General features: G+C 56.2%; 12 protein-coding genes. 8 read left to right on the forward strand and 4 right to left on the reverse strand.

What is annotated here, in order from left to right:
* Positions 1–7 precede the first annotated feature (7 nt).
* From B4A77_RS11500 to B4A77_RS11525, 6 genes are read left to right on the forward strand one after another with little or no spacing between them, the layout of a single operon-like run.
* Positions 8–919, forward strand: a complete 912-nt coding sequence (locus B4A77_RS11500) for a cyclic nucleotide-binding domain-containing protein (protein ID WP_173366194.1) — start codon at positions 8–10, stop codon at positions 917–919.
* Entirely contained in the window at positions 919–1848 is a 930-nt protein-coding gene (locus B4A77_RS11505) for a cyclic nucleotide-binding domain-containing protein (RefSeq protein WP_290732034.1), read from the forward strand. Before B4A77_RS11500 ends, B4A77_RS11505 begins: the two co-directional genes overlap by 1 nt.
* Positions 1849–1904: 56 nt before the next feature.
* Positions 1905–2288, forward strand: a complete 384-nt coding sequence (yajC, locus tag B4A77_RS11510) for a preprotein translocase subunit YajC (RefSeq protein WP_290734967.1) — start codon at positions 1905–1907, stop codon at positions 2286–2288.
* Between the two features lie 20 nt (positions 2289–2308).
* Positions 2309–2848: a peptide deformylase gene (def, locus tag B4A77_RS11515; RefSeq protein ID WP_173366197.1), complete on the forward strand. Its 540-nt coding sequence runs from the start codon at positions 2309–2311 to the stop codon at positions 2846–2848.
* A 10-nt stretch (positions 2849–2858) separates the two neighbouring features.
* On the forward strand, positions 2859–4214 hold the full coding sequence (locus tag B4A77_RS11520; RefSeq protein WP_290740853.1) for a SpoIID/LytB domain-containing protein: 1356 nt from the start codon (positions 2859–2861) through the stop codon (positions 4212–4214).
* Entirely contained in the window at positions 4211–5539 is a 1329-nt protein-coding gene (locus tag B4A77_RS11525) for a MiaB/RimO family radical SAM methylthiotransferase (protein WP_290740856.1), read from the forward strand. The genes B4A77_RS11520 and B4A77_RS11525 overlap by 4 nt, the downstream gene beginning before the upstream one ends.
* Before the next feature lie 69 nt (positions 5540–5608).
* Here the strand turns inward: B4A77_RS11525 and B4A77_RS11530 are convergent, their stop codons facing one another.
* Positions 5609–8338: a fibro-slime domain-containing protein gene (locus B4A77_RS11530; protein WP_290732046.1), complete on the reverse strand. Its 2730-nt coding sequence runs from the start codon at positions 8336–8338 to the stop codon at positions 5609–5611.
* A 219-nt stretch (positions 8339–8557) separates the two neighbouring features.
* Here B4A77_RS11530 and B4A77_RS11535 point away from each other — a divergent pair, with 219 nt between their 5' ends.
* On the forward strand, positions 8558–9172 hold the full coding sequence (locus B4A77_RS11535; protein WP_290740860.1) for a hypothetical protein: 615 nt from the start codon (positions 8558–8560) through the stop codon (positions 9170–9172).
* 76 nt (positions 9173–9248) lie between these two features.
* On the opposite strand, the gene B4A77_RS11540 is transcribed toward B4A77_RS11535, so the two are convergent.
* The gene (locus B4A77_RS11540) at positions 9249–10121 is read right to left on the reverse strand and encodes a DUF3078 domain-containing protein (RefSeq protein ID WP_173382391.1); all 873 of its coding nucleotides are present in this window, start codon (positions 10119–10121) and stop codon (positions 9249–9251) included.
* A gap of 107 nt (positions 10122–10228) precedes the next feature.
* Between B4A77_RS11540 and B4A77_RS11545 the strand changes: the two genes are divergently transcribed.
* Complete coding sequence (locus B4A77_RS11545) at positions 10229–10729, forward strand: hypothetical protein (protein WP_290740863.1); 501 nt, start codon at positions 10229–10231, stop codon at positions 10727–10729.
* 57 nt (positions 10730–10786) lie between these two features.
* Here B4A77_RS11545 and B4A77_RS11550 read toward each other — a convergent pair whose 3' ends face one another.
* Positions 10787–12058, reverse strand: a complete 1272-nt coding sequence (locus tag B4A77_RS11550) for an argininosuccinate synthase (protein WP_290732054.1) — start codon at positions 12056–12058, stop codon at positions 10787–10789.
* A 42-nt stretch (positions 12059–12100) separates the two neighbouring features.
* Positions 12101–12916: a hypothetical protein gene (locus B4A77_RS11555; RefSeq protein ID WP_290734977.1), complete on the reverse strand. Its 816-nt coding sequence runs from the start codon at positions 12914–12916 to the stop codon at positions 12101–12103.
* Positions 12917–12931 lie beyond the last annotated feature (15 nt).

Consider the following 12931-nt stretch of genomic DNA (forward strand, 5'->3'; position numbering starts at 1 on the left):
TTTCCCGATGAACGGGAATTCCCGGCAGCAAGTTATCCCGCCCACGCATTCGCGCGTGAAGGCGGGTTTTGTTGTATATTCTCCGGACTCCGGAAATCGGGAACTCATCATCCTCGACGAGGGCGAACTCGTCGCCGTGGACAAGGCTGGCGGCAACCGAACCGTCAAGTTCAAGATGCAGCCGGGCGATATCGTCGGTGTGGCATCGCTTTTCGAACGCGAGCCCCTGCGCTACACCATCGAGGCTTCCGTAGATTCCGAAATCACCGTGCTCTCGGAAGAATGTCTCGAGTCCGAGCTCAAGAACATCCCCGTCTGGCTGCTCGCCATCCTGAAGAACCTCGCCGTAAAGACTCGCCTGCTAAAGGAATCCGCACGCACGACCCCGGTCGAGAATACGCTGATGAGTCTCGCGGAATACTGCGCCCACCTGGAATCGGGGCACAAGTACGCATTCGAAGATCTCGTCCGTGAATTCAACTGGATTACCCGCATCCCGGCAGCGACCATCAAGGAAGACGTGAAGGCCCTTGCCCGCCGCAACTTCATTGCCATTTCGAAAGACGGCGATTCGCTCTACCTGCAGGTCCACAACGCGATGCTCATGCAAATCTATTCGGACTACCTGTTTGCGCAGGACGAAGGCATCTCATGGGAACCGCTCCGGCTGAGCCTCCCGCAAAAACGCATCCTCGTGCACCTCACCACGCTCGACGAGACCGTCGAGATGGAAGCTCCCGAATGGATATCGCTCCTGAACGAGAGGGAACTCCCCATCGATGTCGCGCAGTGGATTACGCTCCAGGACCTGGGCTGCTTCAAGGAAGGGCTTTCGAACAAGTTCCACATCGACCTCAAGAAGATTGAATACTTCCTCACGGCGCTGCGTTACGACTCCAACCTCCGGGGGGCCGTCTGATGCTCGTCAAGGAAGGCGAATACCTGTTCCTCGAAGGCGACAAGGCATCGAGCCTCGTCATCGTCAAGTCGGGCATGCTCGTCGGCATGTCCAAGCAGCTGCGGCAGAGGCACTGGCAGAACTTCGGGCCCGGCTCGCTCATCGGCGAATTCAGCCTCCTCGAAAGCGCCCCCCGCGAATACACGGTCCGCGCCGCCGAAAATAGCGAAATAGTCTTCATCGAGCAGGCGGCACTCCAGCGTGAACTCGAACTCAAGCCTGCCTGGTTCCGCTCCACGCTTTCGTTTATCGCAAACCACTGCCACATCGCCGAGAGCAACCAGAAAAAGCACAAGATCGTGCAGGCGCTCCCGGCACTGCTGTTCCTTTTCAGCAAGCACCTTTCTACCTCGGGCGCGGACAACATCCCGGTTACGACCATCCGCAAGAAGATGCTCGTCCTCAACAACACGGATGCTTCCGACACAGACAAACTATTGCAGATTCTAGAGGGCATCGGACTTTTGAAAGTCGAAGGCGAAACGGTGAGGGTCTCCAGCCTCCAGATTGTCCCCATGCTCTACGAGGCCCTCCGCTACCGCGCCATCAACAAGCAGGTATCGCCGAACATCCTTTCCATCACCGACCAGCTCGTGCTCACCGCATTCGTAAAGGCCGTCCGCGACAACGGGATTCCGCTCAAGAACGGGCATGCCACCGTTCCCATGGATACGTTCGAGTCGCAGGCAAAAAAGACCCTGTTCGGAAGCACACTTTCGATGCGCACGCTCGCGCCGCTACTGCAAAGCGGGACACTCCAATCCGAGCCTGCGTTTGGCGAGGAATCCGCCCTCGAAAACATCGAGAGCATCTCCGGCGACTTCGAGCATATCCTCGACCTGCTCGAACTCAACCGTATATTCCCGCTGCTCGACAAGAAGCTGGTATAGCGAATTTTTCTATATTTCCGCGCGAAACAAACAATCACCTTAAAACAAGGCTAAACATGAAACTTTCCGCACTCCTCGTGACCCTTTCCTCCATCGCCGCATTCGCCCAGGAAGCCGACCCTGCACAGCAGCCCGGCGGCGGCATCATGGGATTCCTTCCCATCATCCTCCTGTTCGTCGTGATGTGGCTCTTCTTCATCCGCCCGCAGAGCAAGGAAAGGAAGAAGATGGAAGAAATGCGCAAGGCCCTCAAGAAGGGTGACAAGGTCATGACGACCGCCGGCATCATCGGCACCGTCACGAACATCGAGGATTCCACGGGCTACGTGACCGTGCGTACATCCTCCACGACCCTCATCGAATTCGAAAAGGGCGCCATTCTCCGCGTGCTGAACGCCGAAGCAAAGTCCGCCGAAGAAAAGAAGGACGAAAAGAAGTAATCCGCGACAAGGAATAACCCATGGCCCTCCTCCCCATCCGCATTTACGGCGACCCGGTGCTCCGCAAAAAAAGCGAGCCGATTACCGAAATCACTCCGGAACTGCGCCAACTGGCACAGGACATGCTCGAAACCATGTACGACGCCCCGGGCTGTGGACTTGCCGCCCCGCAGATTGGCAGGAACATCCGCCTCGTGGTCATCGACACGGCCATCCCCGGCGAGGAGGACCCGCGTCCCTACATCATGTTCAACCCCGAATGGGAACCCGAAGAAGATGCGAAGCCCGTGGACTACGACGAAGGCTGTCTCTCTCTTCCGGATATCTTCTGCAATGTAGTGCGCCCGGACAAGGTGTGTGTGCGCTTTTTCGACATCAACGGCGAACCGCAAGAAATCCATAACTGCGAAGGGCTCTTTGCCCGCTGTATCCAGCACGAGACGGACCACCTGAACGGCGACCTGTTCGTGGACAAGATTTCTACCGCCGACCGCACGATGAACCAGTCCAAGCTCCGCAAGATGGCGAAAGAGACCCAGGCAAAACTGAAGAAGAAGTGACCGGCGGTTGGTGATTGGGTGTCCTAAATTTTCCGCGCTCTGCGTTTTCGCACTTTCGGCAATAGCGTTTGCCGACGATTTTGAACTGCCGGTTTTGCCCGAGACAAAACCCGTCCAGCAAGCTCTACCGCAGGACTCCGCCGGACAGAAGCAGACAAACGACGAATCCGATTACGGGGCACCCGTAAATTTCACACCGATCGAAGCGACAAGCGTCTCCGAAACGCACAACGCAAGCGCAAACTTGCCGGCAGGCGTCATCGCAAAAAAGATTCCCGAGAACCTGAACCGCCCCCTGAAAGTGGGAGTCTATGTCGGCGTCAAGGAACTCTACCTGAAGCTCGAAGGCGAGACCATACACATAACCCCAGCGGGCAACAAGGTGAAGTTCCAGGGCAAGGAAAACGCCGCCACGCTCGACAGCAAGGAAATCTACGGCGAAGGGAATTGCATCTCTATCGCGCCGACGACAAAGGAACTCGCCACCGCGTGCTACCCCGGGCACTTCTACGTAAGCGCAAGCAAGGGTTTGATAAACGCAGTAAACGTGGTCGACGTAGAGGACTACCTGCGCGGTGTCGTGCCCTACGAAATCGGCAAGCTCGACAGCAGCAGGTTCAGTGCCCTCGAATCGCAGGCCATCGCCGCGCGCACGTATGCCTACAAGCACTTCGGCAGCCGCGAATCCATGGGCTTCGACGTGTACGCCGACACCAAGGACCAGGTGTACAAGGGCCTACAAAGCGCAACTCCGCTTACCGACAGCGCCGTGAAGTCGACCGCAGGAATCGTCATGATCTACAACGGCGAGTTCATCATCGCCTACTACCACTCCACCTGCGGGGGCATGAGCGAGACGCTTGCCACCTGGGAGCGGCCCGACCTTCCCTATCTCAAGAGTGCACCCGACCTGCGCGAAGACGGTACGCCATGGTGCAACGAATCGAGCTACAGCAAGTGGGAACGCAAGTTCGGCGACAAGGAACTCGAATCCCTCATAAAGAAGAACGGGAAAGAAGCCAAGGCCAAAGTTCCCGATTTCAAGAAAATCAAGAACATCGTCGTCAAGGACACGCTCAATAGCGGACGCATCCTCACGCTCGCCGTCGAAACAGACAAGGGCAGGTTCGAAGTCCGGGGCGACAAAGTGCGATGGCTGTTCAAGAAGGGCGGGACAATCCTCCCGTCGTCGTTCTTCAGGATAGAACACAAGAAAGGCGAATGGACAGTCTCCGGCAAAGGGTTCGGACACGGAGTCGGCATGTGCCAGATGGGCGTCCGCGCCCGGAGTGCCGCGGGCCAGGATTTCAAGACCATCCTCACGCACTACTACCCGGGAATCACGCTGGAGCGGTTCGAGAAATGAGTGCCGAGAATCCGGTTTTTGCCGTAATCAGCCAGGGGTGTGCCGCAAATTTCGGCGACGGGGAACGCATTGCAAGGGCGCTAGCCACCCTACACCCGGATTGCCGCATCCTGTTCAGCCTACCGGAAGCGAAGTCAACCGCACAAGGAAAGCCAAGTCAGCAGGTTACGCCTGACGCCATCTACCTGAACGTCTGCACCGTGAAGGGCAACGCGGGGGCCCTGAAACTTTTACGGACCGCATCCGAATCATTTCCGGATGTGCCGCTGTTCATCACAGGGTGCGCCCCAAAGGACTTCCGCGAAGAAGCCTCCAGATTTACAAACAACGTAGCTTTTACGGATTTAAAGGAAATTTCCGCCGCCGCTGGAATTAGCGACCTAGTCGCGGAATCCAAAATTCCGATGCAAGGCAGGATCCTTCGAGAATCGCCGTTCACAGGAATCGTGAATATCGAGGAAGGCTGTCTCGACGCCTGCGCGTTCTGCAGCACGCACCTCGTGAAAGGACGTCTCAAAAGCTACGCCCCCGAAGGAATCGTCGAGCAGGTCAAACAGCTCGTAGCTGACGGTTGCTCCGAAATCCAGCTTACCGGCCAGGACTGCGCCTGCTACGGGTTCGACATCGGGACAAACCTTGCAGAACTCACGCAGGACATTCTCGCGCATGTTCCCGGCGACTACCGGATGCGCCTCGGCATGGGAAACCCGCGCCACATGCAGCAATACGCAGATTCGCTCTGGGAATGTTTCCAGGACGACCGTCTCTACAAGTTTATCCACATTCCTGTGCAGAGCGGGAGCGACAGAATCCTGAAGGCGATGAACCGGAGGCACTCCGCAAGTGACTTTTTCCGGCTCGCCGACGAATTCAACACGCGCTTCCCGCTAGCGACCCTCAGCACCGACCTCATCGTCGGATTTCCCGGCGAAACGGACAGCGACTTCGAGGCGACACTCCAGCTGCTCCGTAACACCCGACCGACGGTATGCAACATCACGCGCTTTGTCGCCCGGCCGGGAACGGCCGCCGCGCGGATGGAGGCCGACACGGCACTGCGCGTGCCCGACCGAGTCAAACACGAACGATCGGCCATCCTCGCCGAAGCCTTCCAAAAAATCGCGCAACAGAACAATTCCCGATGGATGGGTCGCGAGTGCCGCGTCACCGCCGAAAAGGCGGGCCACCGGAGTGGCACCTCCATCGCGCGGAACGAGGCCTACCGCCCGGTAGCCCTCGTTGGCGACATTCCCGCAGGCAAGTCGCTAATGGTCCGCATCACAGACGCTGAACCATTCGCACTCATCGGGGAAAAACAGGACTAGGGCGGGCCTCGAGCATATATAAAAAAGGCCCGGCTTTTGCCGGGTCCTTTTCAAGCTTGTCCTTCCGAACTAGTTTCCACGGCGGAGGTAGCCGCGAGTCGTCGTGTAGGAGGCGCGCTGGTACGGGGCATCCACGAACTGCGTGGCGCCATTGCCCATGTAGGCGCAGTACTTGTAATGTTCCTTAATGATGGACACCTGGTAGATGTAGGGACCCGTGCCGAGCTTGCGGCCCTGCTGAGAAATCGGATACATCTTGATGGTCACCATCATTTCGGCAACACCGCTCGTCTGGACCGGTTCGCCCTTGTCCGGGAAGCAGTATTGACCCTGCAGACCAGCATTCACAACCGGGTCCGTCACCATCTGGCGGAACACGTTGGGATCCTTCACGCTTTCGGTGTACTGGCTGATGAAGTGGCCAAGGTGGTCAAACACGCGCACGTTCACCTGGAAAGGCTGCGACGTACGGAACGAGATGCTGGAGCAGCTTTCGGTGCCGTTCGCATCCGCATAGCAGCGGCCCATCACCGGAGTCCCGTTATCGCCCTGCACACCGTTGTTGTTTTTGATCTTGGCGTTCGGCCATGTCACAGCAGCACCGGCATGGCCATCAGCACCAACCGGAGCTCCCGTAATGGCGTCCCAGTTGTCCTTGAGCCAGCCGTTCTGGTCTCCGCCATCAATAAAGTCTGTCGGAAGCGGAGTAATCAGCAACTCGGCAGTGGCGTTATTCTTAAGCATTCCGTCATCGGACGCTTCGGCCAAAGCCGTCAACTCATCCACATAGAATTCCGGACGGACAAGCGTCGTATCCTTCATGTCGATAACCGTAGTCGGGTTCACAATCAGCTTCGTCGAAGCCCATTCCGTCGGGAAGCTTTCAACCGTCTTGCCCGCCGAAGAAGTGATGTAGACCGGAACCAGCTGACCCAATTCGTTTACCACGAACATCTTTTCGCTCCAAGCGTTATGCGCTTCGCTCAGAGGATCATTGTTCGGATAGTTGAACGCAATCATATCGCCACCCTGAAGGGACTTTTCTACGTTATTCTTGTCCTTCACTTTGCCCTTGATATCGTAGACAACACCTTCGGCACCCTTGTCCATGACAAATTCCACGCTGGTCACATACATGCCAAGCGTATCATAAGCGGCACAGGCACCGGCGGCAGCATCGTAGTTGGTGCAGTGCGCCACGACGAGGGTCGGAATCTGTTCCGAGTTGCCGCCTGCAATCATCATGGCAATCGTCTCGTCAGAAAGCGGCGTATTCAAAATAAGGCTTGTCGTCGCCACACCGTCGGTCACGGTAACAGCGGCATCCTTGACTGTCGGCTGACCATACTTGGTCGGAGCAAGTTCAGCAAGGGAAGTCTTCATGTACATGTTGGAACCGTCGGACTGGCGGTCCGCATAGAAGAAGTGCAGGTGATGCCAGGTGTTGTCTGCCCAATGGACAGAGCCATCGCCCTTCGGCTGGCAGTTTTCACCCGTTCCCGTCTTGTTCGCAAGAGGAGGTGCCCCCAGAACGGCAAGGGCAGGGTCCGTCACGCAGCCATGACCATTCGCAGCAAGCGTCTCGATATCGACACGGCCCGGAGCGGCAAGGTGTGTACCGCCAAGGTCCACGGCAAGCACGCCGTCCACGAAAATCCACATATCGTCGTCACCCGTGAACTCGAAGATTTCGTGGTTCGGGGACTGGTTCTTGGAATGATACTTGAACTTGGCGTAACCCATCATGGTAAAGCCATAGTTGCGGAGGTGCTGCTGGCCGAGCGTGCCCGCACCGGTAGCGGCAGCCTGGGCGGCCGTCGGAGTACGGGGGCCACCGTTAGCAAGCCAGGAATTGCAGAGGGCATTGGTCTTCGAGCCCATCATGTCCGTCTGGTCACCCGCATACTGGTAATCATACGGCGGGCAGAAGATGGAGAGCGTCTGCGGACCCCACTGGTCACACTGGTCCGTCGAGCAGCCGCCGTTCGCCTTGGTCGCCATATCAATACGCATCTGCGTGTTCGTATCGACGATATCGAGCGGGAAGTATCCGCCGTTACTGTAGTTATAGTCAATGGAATAGACACCCGTAGATACAGACGGGAGGACCAGAACCGTGTTGCTACGCTTGCTCCAGCCGTTTCCGTCGGCATACCACTGGTCGAAGAACTGGTTGTCGCACAACGGAGCCCCGGTTCCCAGGATTTTCACGCCGTCAAGCATGTCGAGTTCTCCCGTAGCGGGATCGGGGATAAACTGCAGGTAGGACTGGACCATGCCGGGAGTATAATACACCGTATTAGCCCAGAAGTTCCCGTTGCACTTTGCACCGCTGATTGCGCCCGCCTGGTACGCTTCGTAACCGCGACGGGTCCATCCCCTGGCCGTCTTGTCGTTACATTCGCCGTACTTGAGTTCCTGGGCCGTCGTAACCCCCTGCAGGTACGTCGGCAAATACGGGTTCAAAACATTAGGCTTGCCATCCTGTCCAATCCAGGCACCGGCCTTAGAACGACCGTTACCGCAGGAATTGTGATAAGGAGCGAGCCCATACCACGCCTGGTCGTAACCGGGATAGTTCTTGGCCAAAATCTTGTTGCCGCATTGGCCACCACAGTAGTTTCCGTCACCCGTGCTGATGTATTCTTCGGAAAAGTTCTCGAAGTCCGGATGATTCACGGGGAAATCGCGAACGATGATATCCAAGTTCGCCGCGCCAGCGACATCGGCGTGAACCGGAGTTAATCCAAACAATCCGACAAAAGCGACGGAGAGTCCTGCTACCAATTTTGTCTTCATATAATCCAATCTCCACCTACTCAACATAGGTTCTATTCGTATATATACATACTAAATATAAACCAAAATCGATGATTTATTCTCTTTTTTTTTCAAAAAGCACCGCAAAAAAGCTGTTTTACGGTTTTGCGTGACAAAAAACATGAAGTTTGGACCTCCAGTCGGGGTCCAAACTTCCCTTTTCGTCAAATTTGTGTGACCCGGTTCTATATTTGGGACATGAACTGGTCCATTATTTTCGCCATCGCCATCGCGCTCATCCTGCTAAGGGTCCTCTACCTGCGCATCAAGGCCAACAGCCTGGAATCGGATTCCTTCAAGAACATGCTCCCCAAAGACAAGCTCGCCGTGCTCAAGGAATGCCTGCTCAACAACCCCACGCGCACCACCCTCGCAAACCTCGACACCTTCCTCAAGGAACAGGGAATCGAGACGGACACCGAAAGCTACCGTCCCTACATGGAGCGCCAGTTGCAGCTGCTGCGCAAAAAGAACGCCATCGCCGAAGACAACGAGCTATACGCCGAAGAAACCGCCTGGGTCGACAGGATCCGCCCCCTGGAGTTCACCGAAGCCGAGAAGGCTTTTGCCAAAGGAAACGAGGACTCGTTCGTCGACCACACGCTCGAAGGCATCTCGCGCCTCTATTCCGACGATGCCATCCTTGACGAACTTTCGAAGCTCGAACCACGCTATGCCAAGGCAACTTCCCTTATCGACGGCTACAAGAAACTCATCGCGCTCCGAGACGAAAGCGGCGCCGACGACAAGTCGCTCGAAGCGCTGCGCAAGCACCGCGATGCCTGGATGAACGATTTGCTCACCCGCGCCTAGCAGTTAAAAAAATTAGTTTGTACAAAAAAATTCCCCGGCTAGGCCGGGGATAAAATTTTTTCCGTTCGCGAGTCGATTAGAACCAGCGCCAGGTGAGGCCGAAGAGTACCATCGTCTTGTACTGGGCGTCGCGGTCCAAGTCCTTGTCGTAGGCCATATCGTAGCCGACCTGGAGTTCCACGTAAGGAACGAGCGTCACGGCGAGGAGGTTTTCCCACTTGCCGTCGATTTCGTCAATGCCCTTGAAGTTCACGAAAGCCCACAGACGGCTCTTGAAGCTAGCAATGTTGGAGAACGCATACTTGAATTCCGTGATGGATTCAAGGCCCGGTTCATCCTTGAACTTTTCGAACTTTTCCGTATCCTTGTCATCGGCAAAGCCATAGCCGTTGGAAATCGTCATGCGGTTAGCAAAACCGAGACGCTGGCTGAACATGTCGTTCGGGATGAAGGCCACACCGGCGACCTGCGTTTCATATGCAGGATCCATGAAGCTAGACACGGCCTTCTTCACTTCGTTGCCCTCGTCGTCCGTGCTGTAAGTATAGCCGGCGAGGAACTGGGTCTCGAAGCGGTTACCCGCGTAAAGCTTGAACTTCTCGGTGATGTTGAAGTCGACCATGGATTCCCAGAAGATCTTGTCGGCGGACTTGCGCTGGCCAAGGCCATCCGTCCAGGTCTTGCCCACGGCGAGGTTCACGAGGTTGCGCCAGTTGGCCACCTTCCACTTGCCCGTCACGTCGGCATCGAAGGACACAAGCCAGGTGTAGTTGGAAGTTCCATCCTGCTGCCAGTTGGAGAAGTTGTAGTAGTTCCACTTGACAGCGGCGACCACATCGGCAGTCCAGTTCTCGGGAAGCGAGCCCTCGAACATGCCGCCTTCCGCCATGGCGGGAGCAGCAAATGTGCAAGCGGTAGCGCATGCCAAAAGAAGCGATTTTATTTTCATGTTGTTTTCCTCATTTTGGCCCGGGCGTAACCCACAGGGCCGGATGTTCGTTTTAAAGATAGCACTTTTTCGGCAAAAATGGGCAGGCGTTTTCTATTATTGCACACATGACCCGCGTAGCCGCGACACTGATCCTGCTCCTGAGCATGCTCGCACATGCCCAAAACGCCTCTCCCTGGAGGTTCGAAGCCGGCGTATCGGCAGGGCAGCCAACCCCGGTCATGATAGAAGCGGGAATCGGCTACAAGGCGCTGACCCTGCACCTAGAAGGGCTCGGCATCCACAAGGGCGAAAACGACTTCTGGTGCGGATTCCGCGGCGGGTTCGACTGGACTTTCTTCCGCGAACTCCCGTTTAGAGTAGACCTGGGCGTCGGAGGCGGCTACGAATTCGCAGAAGCCCCCAACAAGATGCACCAGGCACTGAACAAGGCGAACGGGGCCATGTACCTCTACCCCTACAACTACAAGGAATCCCTGGACGTTTCCGCCGAAATGCGGATCCACCTCTTCGGGTTCTTCACCCAGATCGCCTACCCCATCTACTACTTCATGAAGCACGACGAGCCCGCAATCCTCTGGCGGGCCGGGTACCTGGCAGAATTCTAATGCAAAAATCCCCCGGTTTTGAACCGAGGGATTTTTCATGCGGACAGGGCTGCCGAATTACTTCTTCGGGAGCTTGACTTCCTTGCCGAAGTCCACGTTCGTCTTGTTGCCGAGCAACAGGGCGCGCGTCTTGAGCGGAAGGCCGAAGCAGCGGATGAAGCCCGTCGCGTCCTTCTGGTCGTACATGTCGACGTCGGTGAATCCACCGAGGCCCATATCGTAGAGGCTGTAGGGGCTCTTGATGCCGGCCGGGATGATGTTGCCCTTGTAGAGCTTGAGGGTCACGTCACCGGTAACAACCTTGTTCACTTCGGTGAAGAAGGCGTCCATAGCCTGGCGGAGCGGAGTGAACCACTGGCCATTGTACACGAGGTTCGCGTACGTCATGGACATCTTCTGGGCTTCGAACAAAGTTTCCTTGTCGAGCACGAGCTGTTCAAGGCATTCGTGAGCCTTGTACAGGAGCGTGCCACCCGGAGTTTCGTACACGCCGCGGCTCTTGAGGCCAACGAGGCGGTTTTCGACGATGTCCAAGAGACCGCAAGCGTTCTTGCCGCCAATCTTGTTCAGGTATTCGAGGAGTTCGACAGCGCCCATCTTCTTGCCGTCGATAGCCACCGGATTACCCTTATCGAAGGTAATCGTCACGTGGTCGGCCTTGTTCGGGGCCTTTTCGTACGTGGCGGTGTGCTTGAGGAATTCGTACTTGTGTTCCTGTTCCGGGAATTCCAGAACGCCACCTTCGTGAGAGAGGTGCCACAGGTTGCCGTCTTCGGAGTAAATCTTCTTCTTGCTGATGCCGTTCAGCGGAATCTTGTGTGCGGCAGCGTAGTCGATAGCGTCTTCGCGGCTGTGGAACGTCCACTTCGGGTCCTTCCACGGAGCGATGATCTGGAGCTTCGGGTTGAGAGCGGCGTAGGTCAGTTCGAAACGGACCTGGTCGTTACCCTTACCGGTAGCGCCGTGAGCAACAGCGTAAGCGCCTTCCTTCTCGGCAATCTTCACCTGGTACTTGGCGATGAGCGGACGGGCGAAAGAGGTACCAAGGAGGTACGTGCCTTCGTACTTTGCACCGGCGCGAACGGTCGGCCAAACGTAGTCTTCAAGGAATTCCTTCTTGAGGTCGAGAACGTAGCACTTGCTAGCGCCGGTCTTGAGGGCCTTGTCTTCGAGGGCCTTAGCGTCCGGGAAGTCGTTCTGACCGAGGTCGGCAGCGAAAGCGATCACTTCGCAGTCGTAGTTTTCCTTGAGCCAGGGGATGATGATACTCGTATCGAGTCCACCGCTATAGGCGAGGACCACTTTTTTCTTGGATTCTTTCTTAGCCATTGTTTTTCCTTTGAGAAAATTTTAGACGAATCAAATATAGAATTAAAAACCGATCATGGCACCCAGGTAGGCAGACATCGCCCACGAATCCACGGACCTGTTGAAGAAGCGCTGGAAACCCATTTCGAACGAGACCCACATCGTCGACAGCCGCTTCTTCGCCCACGACCATACCTCCTGCATGTCGAACGCCACGCCCGGAGCTAGCGTCAGGAGCTGGGCCCCGCCAAAATTGTATTCGTAAAGGATGCTTCCCGTCGCTCCAAAATACGTAAGGAACGCGACTCCCGCCCCGGCTTCGACTCCAATAGAGAATCCATCCAACGAGAACATCTTTTCGCAGTCCTCTATTTCCTGTTTTTCGTTTTTCGTCCCCCCCGGTATCGGAAGCCACCATTCATCGTCTCGCTGGTGCCATTCTTCGCGGATGTCCTCAAGGTCCGTATTTTCCAGTTCCACAATCGGGCCTACGAACCAATCCCAAAAGCCCTGCGGGAAATGGAACCGCGTATTGACCCGGTACCTCTGGTAGCGAAGCATCACGTCCGTATCAAGGTCTCCCCCGAAAAACCGCACGTCCCCCCCCGCACTAATCCAGTCGCTATAGAAGTATTCAAACTGGCCCTGCCAAACGCCGAGGCAATCGCATTCCTTGGTCGGATTGAAGATTCCTGCCGCAAGCCCCACCAAAAGTCCATAACCCGTATAGGCAGACTGACGCGGGAGCGGGACACTCTTCTTGGCAGTTCGTTCCGTAGAATCCGCGACAGAGGGTTCTATAGCCAACGAGTCCTTCACCGCAGGTTCAGCGGCCAGGGACGCAAAGGCCAAAAGGAATGTCAAGACAAGGACTCGCATTACCCATAATCTATA

The organism is Fibrobacter sp. UBA3718 (assembly GCF_002371935.1).
Classification (GTDB): domain Bacteria; phylum Fibrobacterota; class Fibrobacteria; order Fibrobacterales; family Fibrobacteraceae; genus Fibrobacter.